Source organism: Puia sp., from assembly GCF_035546395.1.
In the GTDB taxonomy this organism is placed as follows: Bacteria; Bacteroidota; Bacteroidia; order Chitinophagales; family Chitinophagaceae; genus Puia.
Genome location: NZ_DASZXR010000014.1, coordinates 163,654 through 181,186, shown reverse-complemented (window position 1 = coordinate 181,186; position 17,533 = coordinate 163,654). Strand labels below are relative to the sequence as shown.

Below are 17,533 nucleotides of genomic sequence, written 5' to 3'. Positions count from 1 at the left end.
TCCTGGAGATGGCAAACTCGCTTAGACGCGCGTTTGGTTGTTCAATTGCGATGCAAAATTACGAAAAAAAAAGAAAAAACCAAGCACTAGGCTTGTTTTTTTCTTTTATGCTTGAGCATCAGTTACTTAACTTCTTCGAACTCGGCGTCGGTCACATTCTCGCCACCGGTATTGGCCTGCTGGCCACCGCTATTGCCCGGGCCCGCACCCGCACCGGGCTGGCCTCCGCCTTGCTGCGTAGCCTTGTACATCTCTTCCGAAGCGGCCGTCCAGGCGTTGTTCATCTCCGCCATGGCGGCGTCGATGGCGGCAATATCCTGGGACTTGTGCGCATCCTTCAGCTTGTTCAGCGCAGATTCGATCGGCGCCTTCTTATCGGCAGGCAGCTTGTCGCCAAATTCCTTCAGCTGCTTTTCGGTCTGGAAGATCAGGCTGTCGGCCTGGTTGACCTTGTCGACCTTTTCACGGGCTGCCTTGTCGGTAGCCTCATTGGCCCTGGCTTCCGCCTTCATCCTTTCGACCTCATCCTTGTTCAAACCGCTACCGGCTTCGATACGGATCTTCTGTTCCTTACCGGTCCCCTTATCCTTTGCCGTTACATGCAGGATACCGTTGGCATCGATATCGAAGATGACTTCGATCTGCGGAACGCCACGCGGGGCCGGCGGGATACCGTCGAGGTTGAAGGTACCCAGGCTCTTGTTCTGCGAAGCCATGGGACGTTCGCCCTGCAGCACATGGATCTGAACGCCGGGCTGGTTATCGCTGGCCGTAGAAAAGGTTTCGGACTTCTTGGTCGGGATCGTCGTATTGCTGTCGATGAGCCTCGTCATTACACCGCCCATCGTCTCGATACCGAGCGAAAGCGGGGTTACGTCGAGCAGCAGCACGTCCTTCACCTCACCGGTGAGTACGGCGCCCTGGATGGCAGCTCCAACCGCAACTACTTCATCGGGGTTAACCCCCTTGTTCGGTTTCTTGCCAAAGAACTTTTCGACGATCTCCTGTACCTTGGGGATACGGGTAGAACCGCCCACGAGGATCACTTCGTCGATCTGGGAAGCCGATACGCCGGCGTCCTTCAGCGCCTGCTCACAGGGCTTCAGACATCTTTCGAACAGGGTATCCGCCAGCTGTTCGAACTTCGCACGGGTCAGCTTCTTCACGAGGTGCTTGGGCACACCGTCCACCGCCGTGATATAGGGCAGGTTCACTTCCGTTTCGCTGGACGAGGAGAGCTCGATCTTGGCCTTTTCGGCGGCTTCCTTCAGACGTTGAAGCGCCATCGGGTCCTTGCGCAGATCGACGTTCTCTTCCTTCTTGAATTCGTCGGCCAGCCAGTCCATGATGATCTTATCGAAGTCATCCCCGCCGAGGTGCGTGTCGCCATTGGTGGATTTTACCTCGAATACGCCATCGCCCAATTCGAGGATGGAGATATCGAAGGTACCGCCGCCAAGGTCGAATACGGCGATCTTCTCATCCTTACCGGCCTTGTCCAGGCCATAGGCCAGGGCGGCAGCGGTAGGCTCGTTCACGATCCGGCGAACGTTCAGACCGGCGATCTCGCCGGCCTCCTTGGTCGCCTGGCGCTGGGCGTCATTGAAATAGGCGGGAACCGTGATAACGGCTTCCGTTACTTCCTGGCCAAGATAATCCTCGGCCGTCTTCTTCATCTTCTGCAGGATCATCGCCGATATCTCCTGCGGCGTATACAGCCGGCCGTCGATATCGATCCTGACGGTATTATTGTCACCCTTGACGACTTTATAGCTCCAATGGGTGATCTCGTTGGTCACTTCGTCATATCGCCGGCCCATGAACCGTTTCACCGACATGATGGTGTTGATCGGATTGGTAATGGCCTGGCGCTTCGCAGGATCCCCGACCTTCCGTTCCCCATTCTTCAGGAAACCCACGATCGACGGGGTCGTACGACGGCCTTCATCGTTGGCGATCACTACGGGCTCATTTCCCTCCATAACGGCCACGCAACTATTCGTCGTGCCGAGGTCAATTCCTATGATTTTTCCCATATAGTATATATTAATTTGACTATGATAGTCAATGATTATGCCACTGCAGGCAATGCTGCCACAGTGACAGGCAAACCGGCAGGTCTCATCTAACTACTTCCAGGACAGGCTTCAGTGAATCTCCGCGGAATACGTAATCGGCGACTTCATCCAGTGTGGGCGTCTGGGAATTGAAGGAAATGCCGGTACCCGCCATTTTGACCATGCAGATGTCGCTTTCGGCGTCGCCGACTGCCACGGAATCTGCCAGGCTGATCCCAAACCGGTGTAAGATATACTGGAACATGTTGGACTTGCAATGGTCGTGCTCGCACTGGCTGAACCGATCCTTCAACAGCTGGCTGGGTATCTTTACCTCCCCCGTGGACACGCTTTTCTGGAACTCCAGTTCGTTGCCCAGGGTGAAATCGAGTCCGAGCAGGTTCTTGACATGGTTGGCGATGGCGTGATAGCTGTCGCTGATGATGCCGCAGACATAGCCCCGCACCTGCAGCTCGCGGATGACCTGCACGGCATCGCCGATCAGCGGGATCGACTCGACCACATGGATCAGCTCCGCAAAGGTCCGCCCCTCGAGCAGGCGCGCGATCTTCTGGGTCTTGATATAATTGCTCTTTGGTTGCGCCAGGATATCGTTCAGTTCCCGGGTGAACCCGAAGCGCTGCGCCGCCGCCCGGATAAAACTCCCCTGCAGGAGAATATAGTCCATATCGAAGACGATCATCTTTTTGGGATGCCGGGACATCTCCTTCAGGGCATACTCCACCTGCTCGCGCATCAGGTGCGGCGTCTGTTCCTCCTCCTGCCGCCCGCCGTCGAAGATGTTGACGCGCTTGAAGATCGCCCCCGCGATCTGCCTGGCCATCCGGCCCAGCATATGCAGGGGCTGGTGATCGTTCTCCATTTCGCCGATACAGACCTCGGCGATGCGGGCCCGCACCTGGTGAAGATCGATCAGCAAGCCGATATCGACCCCATAATCGTTGTCGAACTCCACCTTCTGAAAGATGGACTTCTTGCCGGCGATCATCCCGCTCAGCGGCTGCTTGTACTTTAAAAGATGGGGAAAGAACGTTTCCAGCAGGGGCTTTCCGAGGATCTCGGCGATGCGCCCGCTCTGGCGTTCGAAATAGGATTTGACGAAATCCGCCTGGTCGGCGATCAGCGGGGCGGTCAGCATCCCGACGATGTCCTTCTCGTAATCGGGAATATCCGCGTCCAGGAATACCAGTATCTCATTCCCGGCCATCAGCATCCCCTCCCGCATCGAATCTCCTTTGCCTACATGCGTGCTGGTGATCACCCGGGCGCCCTCCTTCCGGGCCTCCGCAATGGTATTGTCCGTGGACATGTCATCCACGACTATGATCTCATTCACCAGCTCGTTCCGTCTGGCCTGCCGAATCACCTGGCCGATCGTTTTCTCTTCATTCAGAGCGGGAATGATGACTGTTACCATAGGCGTGTTATTGTTTTAGCGGTCCAAGTAACCCTTTCGTAGGAGCAAGGTGCGAAATTACTAAATTTGTACCGGGTCACGGCCAAAAGCGTGCCATTAAAATTGATTAATGCCCATTGCCATCGACGTCTATAAGAAGATCATCACGGCGAAATTGTATATCGATGAGAATTTCAACGAATCCATCGACCTGGATCGCCTGTCCCGGGAGGCCTGTCTTTCCCGGTTTCATTTCCACCGGTTATTTACCCGGATATACCGGCTTACTCCGCACCAGTACCTTACCCGCAAGCGGATCGAACAGGCCCGGAAATGCCTTGCCGGGAATGAGCTTACCATTACCGAGATCTGCAACGAGATAGGCTTCGAAAGCATCGGCTCCTTCAGCACGCTCTTCAAAAAAGAGATCGGCCACGCCCCCACTCATTACCGCGTCCAGGCCCATGAACGCCGCCAGCAGACCCTGGAGCAACCCCGGTCGTTTATTCCTCATTGCTTTATCGAAAATTGCACCGGCGATCCGCCGGAAAGCAATAATCGAGAAACCGGGCCCGGCGAGTTACCTTAGCTTTAGATCAAATAACAAAATATGATCACTAAAGTTTCCCACGTCACCTTTTTCGTGCTCGACCAGGACAAAGCCTACGATTTCTATGTCAACAAATTAGGGTTTAAAGTCAACACAGATGCGAAAATGGAGAATGGCTTCCGTTGGCTGACCATTACACCGCCCGATCAGCCCGGCCTCGAGATCGCCCTGCTCAACCCTCTTTCCGGGATGATGAAGTATGACGAAGAGACAACCAATGCCTTCCGGGTGCTGCTGGAAAAAGGCGCGCTCGGCGCAGGCGTACTGCATACTCCCGACTGCCGCGCCACCTATGAGGAGCTGAAAGGAAAAGGGGTGTCTTTCAAAGGGGAACCCAAAGAACAATTCTATGGCACGGAGGTCATCCTCAGTGACGGTTTGGGCAACTGGTTCAGCATGACCCAGCCAAAATAGTCCGACATTATTTCGGCTGCTCGATCTTGAACGTAAAATTCTTCTGCGTCACATAGCTGAAGCACACCACGATGATGGTCGTCAGGATCTTGGCGATAGTGGGATAGATATGGAACTGCTCCACGAATAGCTTGATGAAAACGATATTCAGCGCGATACAGATGATCACCAGCACAAAGTAGCGGAACAACTGGATCCGTCCGTGGAGCGTGCTGCCGGGAAAGGCAATATACCGGTTCAGGATAAAACCCGTGGGAAAACTGATGCAAAAGGCGATGAAAATGGAAGCAACATGAGGAGAGATCGTCCAGAGGCCCAGATGCACATTTTCTTTGTGAAGGATATAATTGAAGCTGAACCAATACATCACAATATCCAGCATCGTGCTGGTCCCACCGCAGGCCGCATAACGGAAAGTTTGCAGCGGCATCAGCCGGCAGAACGGAGGATAAAAGAAATCGATAATTGCAACGATGCGATTTTTTACAAGCCGTAACATCTCGAAGCGCAAAGATACTTACAAAACGCTAAAAACGGGCAACATGTCTTACTTTTGCAGCCAATTAACGGAAAATGGAACTTATCAGCCAGATCAGAACGGCCGCCAGTGAGGCACTGCAACAGGAATATCAATATGCCTTACCCGCAGCGGATGTTCTTGTCAACGAGACCAAACCGGAGTTCGAGGGCGACTATACGGTGGTGTTGTTCTCTTTTGTCAAGCAATTGAAAAAAAAGCCCGAAGAGTTGGGCGATCGATTGGGCAAGGCCATGATGAGCGCTAGCCCGGGCCTTTTTTCCGGCTATAATGTCATCAAAGGATTCCTCAACCTGACCATCGCCGACGGCTACTGGCTGAACTTCCTCCAGGTGTCTTACGACAATCCCGACTACGGCCGCCAACCCAGAAAAGGCCAAAAGGTCATGGTGGAATATTCCTCCCCCAACACCAACAAGCCCCTGCATCTCGGCCACCTCCGCAACAACTTCCTCGGCTGGAGCATCGCCGAGATCTATAAGGCCAATGGCTACGACATTGTAAAGACCTGCATCGCCAACGATCGCGGCATCCATATCTGCAAAAGCATGATCGCCTGGCAGCTGTTCGCCAACGGCGCCACACCCGAGAGCACCGGTATCAAAGGCGACCATCTGGTCGGAGACTACTATGTGCTCTTCGGCGCCGAACACAAGAAGCAAATGGCTGAGTTGATCGCCGGCGGCATGGATGAGAAGACGGCCGAACGCGAGGCGCCCATCATGAAGGCGGCGCAGCAAATGCTCGTCGACTGGGAAGCCGGCAAACCCGAAGTCATCGATCTTTGGAAGAAAATGAACGGCTGGGTCTACAAAGGCTTCGACGAAACCTACCATCGCATCGGCAGCGACTTCGATAAAATATACTACGAGAGCAACACCTATCTTCTCGGCAAAGAGCTGGTCGGGCAGGGCCTGCAAAAAGGCGTATTCCAAAAACAGGAGGACGGCAGCGTTATTATCGATCTGACCGCCGACGGCCTCGACCAGAAAATTGTCCAGCGCCGCGACGGCACGGCCGTTTATATGACCCAGGACATCGGCCTGGCCGTAAAAAAATACGAGGAGTTCCACAGCGACCTGAGCATCTATGTGGTCGGTGATGAACAGAACTACCATTTCAAAGTCCTGAAGCTGATCTGCCAGAAGCTTGGCATCCCCGCCGCCGACGGTATTTTCCATCTGAGCTATGGAATGGTGGAGCTGCCCACGGGCCGGATGAAGACCAGGGAGGGTACCGTCGTGGACGCCGACGATATCCTCGATGAGATGATAAAAGAAGCGGAACGCAAGACAAAAGAATTGGGGAAGACCGAAGACTTCAGGCTCGACGAACTCGAGGACCTGTACGACATCATCGGTATTGGCGGTCTGAAATTCTTCCTGTTGCGGGTCGATCCCAAAAAGAAGATGGTTTTCAACCCCGAGGAATCCATCGATCTGCATGGCTATACCGCCACTTTTATCCAGTACGCCTATGCGCGCATCAAAAGTATCCTGCGCAAGGAAACGCTTACCGGTCAGCCGGGGACTGCCCCCCTCCTCCCCCTCGAAAAGACCCTGATCATTACACTGGAAAAATTCCCCGCCGTCATCCAACAGGCCGGCCAGGAGATGAGTCCTTCGGTGATCGCCGGCTTTGCTTACCAGCTCGCACAGACCTTCAATTCCTTTTACGCGGAACACAGCATCGCAAACGCGGAAACCCCGGAGAAAAAAGCCCTTCGCCTGCGGCTCTGCCGGCTAACGGCCAACACCCTCCGCAACGCGATGAATGTCCTCGGCATCCGCGTCCCGGAGCGAATGTAGATCAGCGCAGCACGATTCCGCCCAGCGGTGGCAAATGGACGGTCAATTCATACACCCCATCCGTCTCATCTACCATCTGTACGGGAATAGCAGGATTATTCGTATCCCCCGTCCCCCAGTATTTCCGGTCATCGCTATTGAAGATCTCTTTCCACTCCTCTTTCCCGCGCGCATACACCCGCCAATCGCGTCGCACCACCGGCGTCATATTCAGGATCACCAATAAGTCGTTGGCCGCATCCTTACCCTTGCGGCGATAGACCATCACGCTCTCGTCCCGGTGCCGGAGGTCCACCCATTCGAACCCATACATATTGAACTGGTTCTCGTACATCGCCGGCTCTCCCCGCAACAGGCCGTTGAGATCGCGCACACAGTCCTTCAGCAGGCGATGCGAATCGTATTGCAGCAGGTACCAGGGCAGCTCCGTCTTGTAGTTCCATTCCGTCGTCGCCCCGAACTCATTACCCATGAACAGCAGCTTTCCCCCCGGATGCGTCAGCATATAGGTATATAAAAGCCGCAGGTTGGCAAATTTCTGCCAGTCGTCCCCCGGCATCTTATAGATCATCGGCGACTTGCCATGCACCACCTCGTCATGGCTCAGCGGAAGCACGAAGTTCTCATCATAATAATACATCATGCTGAAGCTGAACTTGTCCTGGTGATGCCGCCGGTGGACGGGATCGAGCTTGAAATAATCCAGCGTATCGTGCATCCAGCCCATCATCCATTTCATGCCAAAACCAAGCCCGCCCGCATAGGTCGGCCGGCTGACACCCGGCCAGTCCGTTGCTTCCTCGGCAATGGTCTGGACATCGGGAAAATCGCGGAATATGGTCTGGTTAAGATCTTTGATAAACGCGATCGCTTCGAGGTTGCCGTCCCCGCCATATTCATTGGGCTCCCAGCCCCCCGCCTGCCGGGAATAGTTCAGCTTGAGCATCGAGCTCACGGCATCGACCCGGATTCCGTCGACATGGAATTTATCCAGCCAGAAGCGGGCATTGCTGATCAGGAACGACTTCACCTCGCCCCGGCTGTAATTGAAGATGTAGCTGTTCCAGTCGGGATGAAAACCCTTACGCATGTCCGCGTATTCGTAGGTGTTTGCCCCGTCGAAGAGGTACAGCCCATGGTAATCGTATGGAAAGTGCGAGGGTACCCAGTCGAGAATGACCCCGATGCCTTCCTGGTGAAAGGCGTCCACCAGCGCCATAAAACCCTGGGGATCGCCGAACCGGCTCGTCGGGGCGTAATATCCGGTCCCCTGGTATCCCCAGCTGCCGTCGAAAGGATGTTCCATCACCGGCATCAGCTCCACATGCGTAAATCCCATCTGTTTGACATAGGGCACCAGCAGCTCCCGGATCTGGTCGTAGGTGTTATATCGCTCCTCGTCAAAGGGGTCGGGACGCATCCAACTGGCGAGATGGACCTCGTAGATGCTCCAGGGGGCGTCCAGCGAGTTGTGGTTTTTACGGGTTTGCATCCACTCCGCATCTTTCCAGGGAAAATCCAGTTCCCAGGTTATGGAAGCGGTCTTTGGCCGCATCTCCCAGAAATGACAATAAGGGTCGCCCTTATCCAGGGTCGCCCCATTAAAACCTTTAATATGATACTTATAAGATTCGCCCGCGGGGACATCCGGAATGAAACCTTCCCAAATACCCGAGCGTTCCAGCCGGACAAAGAGAGGATGCGCTTCGGGCGTCCAGTCGTTGAAGTTGCCGATTACCGACACGGCCGTTGCATTGGGCGCCCAGACGGCAAAGTAATAGCCTTTCCTGCCCAACACCGTTAGACCATGGCTGCCGAACAATTCATAAGCCCTGTAATGTGTGCCCTGCTGGAAGTTGCGGATATCCTCATCCGAAAAAAGAGAATAGTTCCAAACCGGCAGGGTCGAGTCGACGAAATGCACTTCTTCATATCTCATCTTGGAGTCTTTAACGTAAATTTAAGGGTTCGTTGTTGCATATCCTTGATTTTGAATTTAATTTCAGCCGGCTAAACCTGGTACCATCCTATGCCCAGACTAACTGTCCTCCTACTGTCTTTCCTCCTGTTCTCCGTGGCCGTAATGGCTCAATCCTCCCGCGTCTCCGGCACTATCGCCGATACCACCGAAAAAAAGTCCCTGATAAATGGTTCCGTTCTCCTGCTCCGGCCTACGGACAGCATCCTCGTCCGTCACACCCGGACCACGGCCGGCGGTCATTTCCAGCTTACCGCACCGCCCGGACATTATATCCTCCTGGTGACGTATCCTTCCTATGCCGACTATGTCGACACCCTCGTCATAAAGGACTCCGGCGCCGTCGTCCTGCCCATCATCGGCATGACCCTGAAAAGCAAATTGCTGGAAACGGTCGTCGTCAGCGGGAATAAAGGCGCCGTGCGGATCAAGGGCGACACGACCGAATTCAACGCCGACAGCTTCAAAACCCAGGCAGGCGCAAACGTGGAAGATCTGCTGAAGAAACTCCCCGGCATCCAGGTCGATAAGAACGGCAAGATCACCGCCCAGGGCGAAGCGGTCAAGAAGGTCCTCGTCGACGGCGAAGAGTTCTTCGGTGATGACCCGACCCTGGTCACCCAAAACCTTCGTGCGGACATGGTCGACAAGGTGCAGGTCTACGACAAGAAAAGCGACCAGGCGACTTTTACGGGCATCGACGACGGCCAGCGGGAAAAGACGATCAACCTGAAATTGAAGAACGACAAGAAGCTGGGCTATTTCGGCCGGGTTACGGGTGGCATCGGCACGGACGGCTATTATGACGAACAGCTCATGGCCAACTATTTCAAGAAGAAGGAAAAGATCTCCGCCTATGGCATCATCTCCAATACGGGTAAGACCGGCCTCAACTGGGGCGAACGGGACAGCTACGGACAAAGCTTTGCAGACAATATCGACGTCGATCAGAACACCGGGTCCTTCAATTTTACATCGACCGGCAACAACGACGAGCTGGACAGCTGGTCGGGCCAATATGAAGGACAGGGCAAACCCAGCGTCAAGACCGGCGGACTCCACTTCAATAATAAATGGTCCGACGATAATATCTCGCTCAATGGAAACTATAAGTATTTGCAGCTGAACGTCGCCGGCAACAACGTCACCAACAGCGAGAATATCCTCCCAACCTCCATCTCTTTCAACAACCAGACACAGAACTTCCGGAACCAGATCACCCGGCATACCGCGGATGGCAACTACGAAGTGAAATTCGATTCCACCTCCTCGCTGAAGATCCAGGCCACGGGCGGCACCGACCACAAGACCACCTTCAATGAATTTCACAATGATTATCTCGGCAACGATACGAGCCTGATCAATCATAATGACCGGATCACCAGCACCGTGGGCGACAAGAACATCCTCAACAGCTACCTGATCTGGCGGAAGAAACTGGCAAAAGGCCGAACCATCTCGGTGGCCGTTCGAGAGAATTACACCGATGATAAATCCACCGGTTCGCTCTATTCCAATACGCAGTTCTATGACAAGGGGGGGCCTACCTACGACTCGCTGGTCGATCAGCTAAAAGACTTTCATACCGTCACTACACTCATCGATTCCCGGGCGACCTTCACCCAACCCCTTTCGAAGACCTCCTTCCTGGTCGCCAACTATGGAGTGGTGATCAACAACAGCCATTCGAACCGGGATTCGTACAACAAGGGCTTCGGCGGCAAGTATATCGTGCTCGACTCGCTCTTCAGCAATGACTATAAGTACAATGTATTCACCCACCGCGGCGGCCTGGGCTATACGATGATCAAGAAGAAATTCCGGTTCGCCCTGGGATCCGATGTCGGCTTTACCCAGTTCGATCAGCGCGACCTGGTGGCCGATACCAGCGGTCACCGGCATTTTGTCAACTGGTATCCCAATGCCAACTTCACCTGGAGCTTCACCAACATGCGCCGGCTGGGCTTCAATTACAACGGCAGAACCGACCAGCCCCAGGTAACGCAGATCCAGCCGATCTATACCAATGAAGATCCGCTGAACATCACCATCGGGAATCCTGCCCTCAAGCCGAAATTCACCAATCAGTTCCGCCTTTTCTTCAACGATTACAAGGTGCTGACCGATCGCGGCATCTGGGTAGGGATCAACTATTCCTTTACCGAGAATGATATTGCCAGCAAGGTCACCATCGATCCGGACAGCGGCAAACGGGTGAACCAGTATATCAACGTACAAGGCGACTACCGGCTCAACGGCTGGGCCAACTACTCTTTCAAATGGAAGAAACCCGATCTGCGCTTCAATATCAATGGCAACGTAAACAACTCCGGCAATGTCAGCTACATCAACGGGGTCGCCAATAAGACGCGCAGCCAGACCTATACGGCCGGGTATGGGGTCTATAAATCGAAGGAGAAGAAGTACGATTTCGGCGTCCAGTTCAACGCCAGCTATACCGAAAGCCGGAGCACCGTCAACACCGGGATCTCCACTAAGTATTGGACCTATCAGATCAATCCGGAAACCAATTGGTTCCTGCCGCTGAAATTCCAGATCCATGCGGAAGCGGATATCAATCTCCGGGAGAAAACGCCGATCTTCCCCAACAACAACAACGTGGCGCTGGTGAATGGCTGGATCGGCAAGAAATTCCTGAAGAACGACGCCCTGCTGATAAAGGTGGCCGTCAACGATCTGTTCAACCAGAATATCGGGTTTAACCGCAACGTCAACAGTAACTTTATTTCCCAGAGCACCTATACGACGATCCGGCGATATGGGATGTTTTCGGTGGTCTGGAATTTCACAAAGGCCGGCACGCCCATGCCGCCGCAACGTTAATTATGGTACGCAAACTGTTATCCAGCCTGCTTCTCCTTGGCTTTGCCGCCGGCACGGTCCGGGCGCAAAGCAACCCCATTTTCATCTCACACGGCCGCATCGAATTCCAGCGCAGCGTGAATGTTTACGCCCAGATGCAGCAAACGATGGAAGAGGGGGATGAACAATGGGTCGATCTGATGAAAAAAATGGCGAACCATTTCCGGACCTCCTATTTCGATCTCTATTTCACGAGTAACAAATCCCTGTATAAACCCGGCCGGGAAAGCGACGACAAGCAGAACTTCTTTTTCTGGACGCCTCCTGCCCAGGACAATACCGTCTTCTCCGACCTGGAAGCAAGGAAGTGCATCAGCCGGAAGAACGTCTTCGAACAGGGATTCCTGGTGGAGGATAGTCTCCGGCCCATCAAATGGAAGATCACCGACGAGACCCGGAACATTGCCGGTTTCACCTGCCGCCGCGCCAATGCGATCATCATGGATTCGATCTATGTGGTGGCTTTTTATACCGACGAGATCCTCGCGGAGGGTGGGCCCGAATCCTTTACCGGCCTGCCGGGAATGATCCTCGGCGTATCGCTCCCCCATAACCATGTCAGCTGGTTTGCCACAAAGGTGGAGGCGGTCAATGTCACCGATGCCCAGGTAGCGCCGCCGGCAAAGGGCAAGAAGGTGAACAACGCGGGACTCCTGCAAAGCGTACAGCCGAGCCTAAAAGATTGGCGGAAAACAGGGCGGCAATACATCGAGGCGATATTATTGTAATTCCAGCACCCACATCGTCCGGCCGGGCAGGGTCGCGGGCTGCGCAAGTGGGTACTTTTCCCCGGTCACCACATCCACTCCCTGGCTGAATCCCTTCGTCCGCTCCCGGAAGCGTCTAAAGTCCACGGTCACCGTTGCATTGCCCGTATTCATCGCGCAAAGGATCGTTTGCTTTGCATCATAGCGGAAATAGACGTACAAGGAACCCTGAGGAACATATTGCATCATCGTCCCTGTGCGTAGGGCGGAAGAACGAAGCCGGAAGGAGCCCAATCGCTTCACCAGCTCCTGGGTGACCCGCTGGTCGGCCGTCAGCCCCTCGCCGGTAAAAGCGCTGCGCGAATCCCCCTTCCATCCGCCGGGGAAGTCCGATCGCACGAGTCCATCCGGGTTGCTGATCCCCGCCATCAACACCTCCGTCCCATAGTACAACTGCGGAATGCCGCGTTCGGTCAGCAGCCACTCCAGCCCGATCTTTTGCGCCGCAGCATCTTCACCCGTCTGCGAAAAGAACCGACTCATATCGTGATTGTCGAGGAAGATGACGTTGTTCGCGGGATGCTGATACAGGAAATCTTCGCCCAGCGTCTGGTAGAGCTGGTTGACGCCGGCGCCCCATGAAGAAGTATCCTTCACTGCCGGCGCGATGCCGCTGAAGAGACACTGAAAATCCAGCACTCCCGTAAGGTTGCTTTTAAAGGATGTATTCAGGTTGTTCCGCGTAAACCAGGCTTGCCTCGCCACGCCCGCGGTCCAGCATTCGCCGAACATCGTCAGCTTCGGGTATTCATCGGTCAGGGCCTGGTTGCAGCGGTTCATAAATGGAAGGCTGTTGTACATATAGGTGTCGATCCGCCAGCCATCGACCCCAAAGGATTCCACGCTCCAGATCGCATGCTGGATCAAAAATTCAGCCAGGTCGGGGTTGTCCTGGTTCAGGTCGGGCATCTGCCGCGTGAACCAGCCATCGCTCGAGAGCTTTCTATCGCCTGCGCTGGCATGTGGGTCCATCAGCGGCTCCCCGCGATAGTTGGTTTGGGTATAGGTGGGCCATTGATGCAACCAGTTCTTTTCCGGCGGATCGGCGATGATCCAGTGATAGCTTCCCACATGGTTATAGACGGCGTCCTGGATCAGTTTCATCCCGCGCCGGTGCAGTTCATCGGATAGCTTCGCATACATTTTTGCACCGCCCAATCGGGGATCGATGATATAATGGTCGGTGAACGCGTAGCCATGCTCCGTGCGGTCCGGCATATCGTTCAATATCACCGGCGTCATCCACAACGCCGTCACCCCCAATTGCTGCAGGTAATCGAGATGATCGATGATCCCCTGGAAGTCGCCGCCATGGCGCAGGTACATCGAGTCCCGGTTGAGCGATTGATCCCGCAGGCCGGGAATCCGATCGTTGCCCCGGTCCCCGTTGCTCCACCGGTCGGGCATCAGGAAGTAAATGAAGTCCGATGAGGTGATCCCTTGCGCATAAGCCGTGCCGTTGCCCGGGCGGCGTTGCTCCAACGGCAGCGTGACCGATCCCCTTCCGGTAAGCCCGATGGTCACCATCCCCGGTTTTGCCGCGGCTTCGATCCGCAAATGCAGGAACACATAATCGGGACTGCTTGCCCGATGCCAGTCGGTCAGGGTCACACCCGGATAGTTCACCGTCACCCCGGTAGCCTTTCCCACCCCATCGCCGCGGACGATCACCTGGATCGTGGAATGTTTCATTCCCACCCACCAGTTGGAGGGATACAGACTCTGTCCGAGCGCCACCCGGCACACCAGGAAACACCCCATGGCAACGATCATTCTCATAATCGAAAGTTTAATCCACCGCCCGCTCCGCAGCATAGAAGCCCGCCTTCTCCTGTTGAATGCGGATCGCACCACCATCGTAAACAAAGAGCACTGAAATAGCCGCCGCGATCAGGCAGAACCCGGCCATGATGATAGAATAAATGGGCTGACCACCATACAGGTGTTTCATGATCCAGCCGCCGAAAACCCCGTTCACGATCTGCGGCAGGGTGATGAAGAAATTGAAGATACCCATGTAGATACCCATTTTCCCTGCGGGGATGCAGCCGCTGAGGATCACGTAGGGCATCGCCAGGATGCTGGCCCAGGCCAGGCCGACGCCGATCATGGCATAGTAGAGCCCCCACTCGTTGCGCACGAAGAAGATCGAGATCAGGCCGATCCCCCCGGCCACAAGCGAGATCGCGTGGGTCAACTTCCTGCCGAGGGCCTTTGACATCGGCGTCAGGCAAAGCGCGAACAGCGCGCCTACGGCATTGTAAATGGCAAAAGCATTGCCCACAATATCTCCCGCCTGGTTATAAGCCTTTGTTTTCGCATATTCACCATGCAGTCCGAAAATATGCGTGGCGACGGCATCGGTAGTGAACACCCACATGCTGAAGAAGGCAAACCAGCTGAAGAACTGCACCAGCCCCAGTTGCTTCATAGTCTTGGGCATTCGCATAAAATCCCGGCCGATCTCCCCCAGCCCGGCCTTCTGCTTGTCGCCTGCTTGACCATGATATAGTTCGTATTCTTTCGGGGGATATTCCTTTGAAAAAAAAGCGGTCACCAGGATCGCCAGTATAAAAATGGTGGCGCCGATGTAAAAGGCGTATTTGATATTGTCGGCGATGCCATCCGGGCCTGGGGTTTGGCTGAAGCCCAACCGGGCGAGGATACTCGTCATAAAGCCTCCACCCACGGCGCCGATGCCGATGAGACAAGCCTGGATGGCAAAGCCCTTGGCCCGTTGCCTGTCCGGCAGGTTGTCGGCCACGAGCGCCCGGAAAGGTTCCATCGCCACATTGAAAGAGGCGTCCATGACCATTACAAATATGGCCCCCACCCAAAGCGCAGGGATCGGCCCGGCCATTTTGCCACTATTGGGCAGCAGGATCAAGGCTAAAGAAGAAAGGATTGCGCCGGTGAGAAAGTAAGGTTTGCGACGACCCAGCCGGTTCCAGGTGCGGTCGCTATAGTGACCGATCAGCGGCTGTACGATCAGCCCCACCAGCGGCGCCACCAGCCAGAATGCCGGCAGCTGGTCTACATCGGCGCCAAAAGACCGCAGGATGCGACTGGTGTTCGTATTCTGCAAAGCAAAACCGCACTGGATCCCGAGGAAACCAAAGCTCATAGAAACGATCTGACCAGTGGTCAGCAAGGGCTTAAGAACCGCTGACTTCGGCGCGGCTTTCGTCATGGGTGCATTGGCCATTTTGCAATCGATTTATTTTTTCCGGAACTTCCGTACAGCCGGATTGTTCCGAAGCAAACGCGCCTGATGATGGACAGTGAGAATTCCTATCCGTTTAGATGAAACGACTTCATAGATGATCCGGTAATGTCCGCATAGGATTTGGCGAATCGCAGGCATGCTCAATTCTGGAACGATTCTTCCCCTGTAAGGGTGTGTCTCAAGCTGAGATGCGGCTCTGAAAAAAAGCCGCACCTGTTCTTCCGCGTAGCGAACGGAGTCTTTTGCAATAAATTCTGCTATTTCATTAATATCCTTTATGGCCCGTGGCGCCCATTCTACTTCAGCCATTTCTTTAACTTTTTCCTGGCCTCTTCGGTAGACTGGCCCTTGCCTTCCCGGATTTGTACCCTGCCCTCTTCGATTTTGGTCAATAAAAGGATATGATCAAACAGGTAGGTGGTATCGAACGTATCCGGCATTTTCCTAAGCGCTGACATTACCTGTTTCCTGGTGAGCATAACAATAGTTCGTTTAATAGCAAATTAAGCTTTTTTCATTATATCACAAACCCATTGGGCAACACGGCCCCCTTCTTGATCACCACCACGCCTTCTTTTACCGTGTACAGCGAATGATCCGAATTCTCCAGGTGATGTCCGCCGTTGATCCGGACGTCGTCACCGATGCGGCAATTTTTGTCGACGATGGCATTGCGGATATAGCACCGGTGCCCGATACCCACGGTCGGCAGGCCATGCTGGCGCGCCAGCTCGATCTCCTCGATCGTCTCATAATAGTCGACCCCCATGAGGTAGCTGCTGACGATCGTCGTGCCCGTCCCTATCCGCGTCCGGATACCGATCACGCTGTTCTCGATCCGTGAGGCGTTGATGATACAACCTTCGGCGATGATCGTCTTTTCCAGCGTCGTGCCGCTGATCTTGGCGGGGGGCAGCATCCGCGCGCGGGTATAGATGGCCTTTTCATTGTCGAAAAGATTGAAATCGGGGATATCCTTCGTCAGTCCCAGGTTGGCCTCGAAGAACGAAGGGATATTCCCGATATCGGTCCAGTACCCCTCATACTGGTAGCTCACCACCTTGTATTTTTCCAGGGACTGGGGAATTATTTCCTTGCCGAAGTCGGTTGCTTCCGCATATTCGTTCTGCAACAGGTCGGAGAGCAGCTGCCGGTTGAAGATATAGATACCCATCGAGGCCAGGTAGTTCCGGCCCTGCGCCTGCATGGCGGGACCCGTATCGCTGACCCAGGGCGGCAGCATGTCCTTTTTCGGCTTTTCGGTGAAGGACGTGATAAACCCGTTCTCGTCCATCTTCATGATCCCGAAATCAGACGCTTCCCGGTCGTTCACGGGGATGGTCGCGATCGAGATATCCGCCCCCTTCTCCTTATGGTGGGCCAGCATCTCCATAAAGTCCATCTGGTACAATTGGTCCCCGGAAAGGATCAGCACATATTCGCTGTCGAAAGGACCGATATGCCGAAGACATTGCCGGACGGCATCGGCCGTGCCCTGGTACCAGGTGGGGTTGTCCGGGGTCTGTTCGGCCGCCAGGATGTCCACAAAGGCAGAGCTGAAAGCGCTGAAATGGTAGGTGTTCTTGATATGCCGGTTCAGGGACGCCGAGTTGAACTGGGTCAGGACGAACATTCGGGAAATACCGCAGTTCAGGCAGTTCGAAATGGGAATATCGACCAGTCGGTACTTCCCTGCGATAGGAACGGCCGGCTTGCTGCGGCTGGCGGTCAGGGGATACAACCGCGTTCCGGCCCCTCCTCCCAAGATCACGGATAAAATTTCTTTGGACATATACAAGCGTTTAAATTAATGAACAATCTGGTTTATAAAGCTA

General features: G+C 54.5%; 14 protein-coding genes. 5 read left to right on the top strand and 9 right to left on the bottom strand.

Annotation, left to right across the window (positions count from 1 at the left end):
• Positions 1 to 122: 122 nt before the first annotated feature.
• Positions 123 to 2,036, bottom strand: coding sequence for a molecular chaperone DnaK (gene dnaK, locus VHE34_RS13460; RefSeq protein ID WP_325588704.1), 1,914 nt, complete (start codon positions 2,034 to 2,036; stop codon positions 123 to 125).
• Between the two features lie 85 nt (positions 2,037 to 2,121).
• Positions 2,122 to 3,495, bottom strand: a complete 1,374-nt coding sequence (locus tag VHE34_RS13455; protein WP_325588702.1) for an HAD-IB family phosphatase — start codon at positions 3,493 to 3,495, stop codon at positions 2,122 to 2,124.
• A 109-nt stretch (positions 3,496 to 3,604) separates the two neighbouring features.
• Here VHE34_RS13455 and VHE34_RS13450 point away from each other — a divergent pair, with 109 nt between their 5' ends.
• Both VHE34_RS13450 and VHE34_RS13445 read left to right on the top strand, forming a co-directional pair.
• Positions 3,605 to 4,063 (top strand): AraC family transcriptional regulator, encoded by a 459-nt coding sequence (locus VHE34_RS13450; protein ID WP_325588700.1) that lies wholly within the window; start codon positions 3,605 to 3,607, stop codon positions 4,061 to 4,063.
• A gap of 21 nt (positions 4,064 to 4,084) precedes the next feature.
• The gene (locus tag VHE34_RS13445) at positions 4,085 to 4,498 is read left to right on the top strand and encodes a VOC family protein (protein ID WP_325588698.1); all 414 of its coding nucleotides are present in this window, start codon (positions 4,085 to 4,087) and stop codon (positions 4,496 to 4,498) included.
• 7 nt (positions 4,499 to 4,505) lie between these two features.
• Here VHE34_RS13445 and VHE34_RS13440 read toward each other — a convergent pair whose 3' ends face one another.
• On the bottom strand, positions 4,506 to 4,997 hold the full coding sequence (locus VHE34_RS13440) for a GtrA family protein (RefSeq protein ID WP_325588696.1): 492 nt from the start codon (positions 4,995 to 4,997) through the stop codon (positions 4,506 to 4,508).
• Between the two features lie 74 nt (positions 4,998 to 5,071).
• On the opposite strand from VHE34_RS13440, the gene argS reads away from it, so the two are divergent.
• Positions 5,072 to 6,844, top strand: coding sequence for an arginine--tRNA ligase (gene argS, locus VHE34_RS13435; RefSeq protein ID WP_325588694.1), 1,773 nt, complete (start codon positions 5,072 to 5,074; stop codon positions 6,842 to 6,844).
• A 1-nt stretch (position 6,845) separates the two neighbouring features.
• Here argS and glgB read toward each other — a convergent pair whose 3' ends face one another.
• Positions 6,846 to 8,783 (bottom strand): 1,4-alpha-glucan branching protein GlgB, encoded by a 1,938-nt coding sequence (gene glgB, locus VHE34_RS13430; RefSeq protein WP_325588692.1) that lies wholly within the window; start codon positions 8,781 to 8,783, stop codon positions 6,846 to 6,848.
• A 90-nt stretch (positions 8,784 to 8,873) separates the two neighbouring features.
• Between glgB and VHE34_RS13425 the strand changes: the two genes are divergently transcribed.
• On the top strand, positions 8,874 to 11,666 hold the full coding sequence (locus VHE34_RS13425; RefSeq protein WP_325588690.1) for a TonB-dependent receptor: 2,793 nt from the start codon (positions 8,874 to 8,876) through the stop codon (positions 11,664 to 11,666).
• Between the two features lie 2 nt (positions 11,667 to 11,668).
• A complete protein-coding gene (locus VHE34_RS13420) occupies positions 11,669 to 12,433 on the top strand; it encodes a GLPGLI family protein (protein WP_325588688.1) in 765 nt (254 codons plus the stop codon).
• Here VHE34_RS13420 and VHE34_RS13415 read toward each other — a convergent pair.
• From VHE34_RS13415 to VHE34_RS13395, 5 genes are read right to left on the bottom strand one after another with little or no spacing between them, the layout of a single operon-like run.
• On the bottom strand, positions 12,425 to 14,251 hold the full coding sequence (locus tag VHE34_RS13415; RefSeq protein WP_325588686.1) for an alpha-amylase family glycosyl hydrolase: 1,827 nt from the start codon (positions 14,249 to 14,251) through the stop codon (positions 12,425 to 12,427). The two genes, VHE34_RS13420 and VHE34_RS13415, sit on opposite strands and share 9 nt — an antisense overlap.
• Before the next feature lie 10 nt (positions 14,252 to 14,261).
• Positions 14,262 to 15,677, bottom strand: coding sequence for an MFS transporter (locus VHE34_RS13410; RefSeq protein ID WP_325588684.1), 1,416 nt, complete (start codon positions 15,675 to 15,677; stop codon positions 14,262 to 14,264).
• 12 nt (positions 15,678 to 15,689) lie between these two features.
• Positions 15,690 to 16,007 carry a type II toxin-antitoxin system RelE/ParE family toxin gene (locus VHE34_RS13405; protein WP_325588682.1) on the bottom strand — a complete coding sequence of 106 codons (318 nt, stop codon included), beginning with the start codon at positions 16,005 to 16,007 and terminating at the stop codon, positions 15,690 to 15,692.
• Positions 15,995 to 16,177 (bottom strand): hypothetical protein, encoded by a 183-nt coding sequence (locus tag VHE34_RS13400; RefSeq protein WP_325588680.1) that lies wholly within the window; start codon positions 16,175 to 16,177, stop codon positions 15,995 to 15,997. Before VHE34_RS13400 ends, VHE34_RS13405 begins: the two co-directional genes overlap by 13 nt.
• 38 nt (positions 16,178 to 16,215) lie before the next feature.
• Complete coding sequence (locus VHE34_RS13395; RefSeq protein WP_325588678.1) at positions 16,216 to 17,490, bottom strand: glucose-1-phosphate adenylyltransferase; 1,275 nt, start codon at positions 17,488 to 17,490, stop codon at positions 16,216 to 16,218.
• Positions 17,491 to 17,533: the final 43 nt, after the last annotated feature.

What these genes read in the sequence shown, in the direction of transcription:
- dnaK (WP_325588704.1), bottom strand. Translation starts at nt 2,036, where the DNA reads ATGGGAAAAATCATAGGAATTGACCTCGGCACGACGAATAGTTGCGTG.
- VHE34_RS13455 (WP_325588702.1), bottom strand. Translation starts at nt 3,495, where the DNA reads ATGGTAACAGTCATCATTCCCGCTCTGAATGAAGAGAAAACGATCGGC.
- VHE34_RS13450 (WP_325588700.1), top strand. Translation starts at nt 3,605, where the DNA reads ATGCCCATTGCCATCGACGTCTATAAGAAGATCATCACGGCGAAATTG.
- VHE34_RS13445 (WP_325588698.1), top strand. Translation starts at nt 4,085, where the DNA reads ATGATCACTAAAGTTTCCCACGTCACCTTTTTCGTGCTCGACCAGGAC.
- VHE34_RS13440 (WP_325588696.1), bottom strand. Translation starts at nt 4,997, where the DNA reads ATGTTACGGCTTGTAAAAAATCGCATCGTTGCAATTATCGATTTCTTT.
- argS (WP_325588694.1), top strand. Translation starts at nt 5,072, where the DNA reads ATGGAACTTATCAGCCAGATCAGAACGGCCGCCAGTGAGGCACTGCAA.
- glgB (WP_325588692.1), bottom strand. Translation starts at nt 8,783, where the DNA reads ATGAGATATGAAGAAGTGCATTTCGTCGACTCGACCCTGCCGGTTTGG.
- VHE34_RS13425 (WP_325588690.1), top strand. Translation starts at nt 8,874, where the DNA reads ATGCCCAGACTAACTGTCCTCCTACTGTCTTTCCTCCTGTTCTCCGTG.
- VHE34_RS13420 (WP_325588688.1), top strand. Translation starts at nt 11,669, where the DNA reads ATGGTACGCAAACTGTTATCCAGCCTGCTTCTCCTTGGCTTTGCCGCC.
- VHE34_RS13415 (WP_325588686.1), bottom strand. Translation starts at nt 14,251, where the DNA reads ATGAGAATGATCGTTGCCATGGGGTGTTTCCTGGTGTGCCGGGTGGCG.
- VHE34_RS13410 (WP_325588684.1), bottom strand. Translation starts at nt 15,677, where the DNA reads ATGGCCAATGCACCCATGACGAAAGCCGCGCCGAAGTCAGCGGTTCTT.
- VHE34_RS13405 (WP_325588682.1), bottom strand. Translation starts at nt 16,007, where the DNA reads ATGGCTGAAGTAGAATGGGCGCCACGGGCCATAAAGGATATTAATGAA.
- VHE34_RS13400 (WP_325588680.1), bottom strand. Translation starts at nt 16,177, where the DNA reads ATGCTCACCAGGAAACAGGTAATGTCAGCGCTTAGGAAAATGCCGGAT.
- VHE34_RS13395 (WP_325588678.1), bottom strand. Translation starts at nt 17,490, where the DNA reads ATGTCCAAAGAAATTTTATCCGTGATCTTGGGAGGAGGGGCCGGAACG.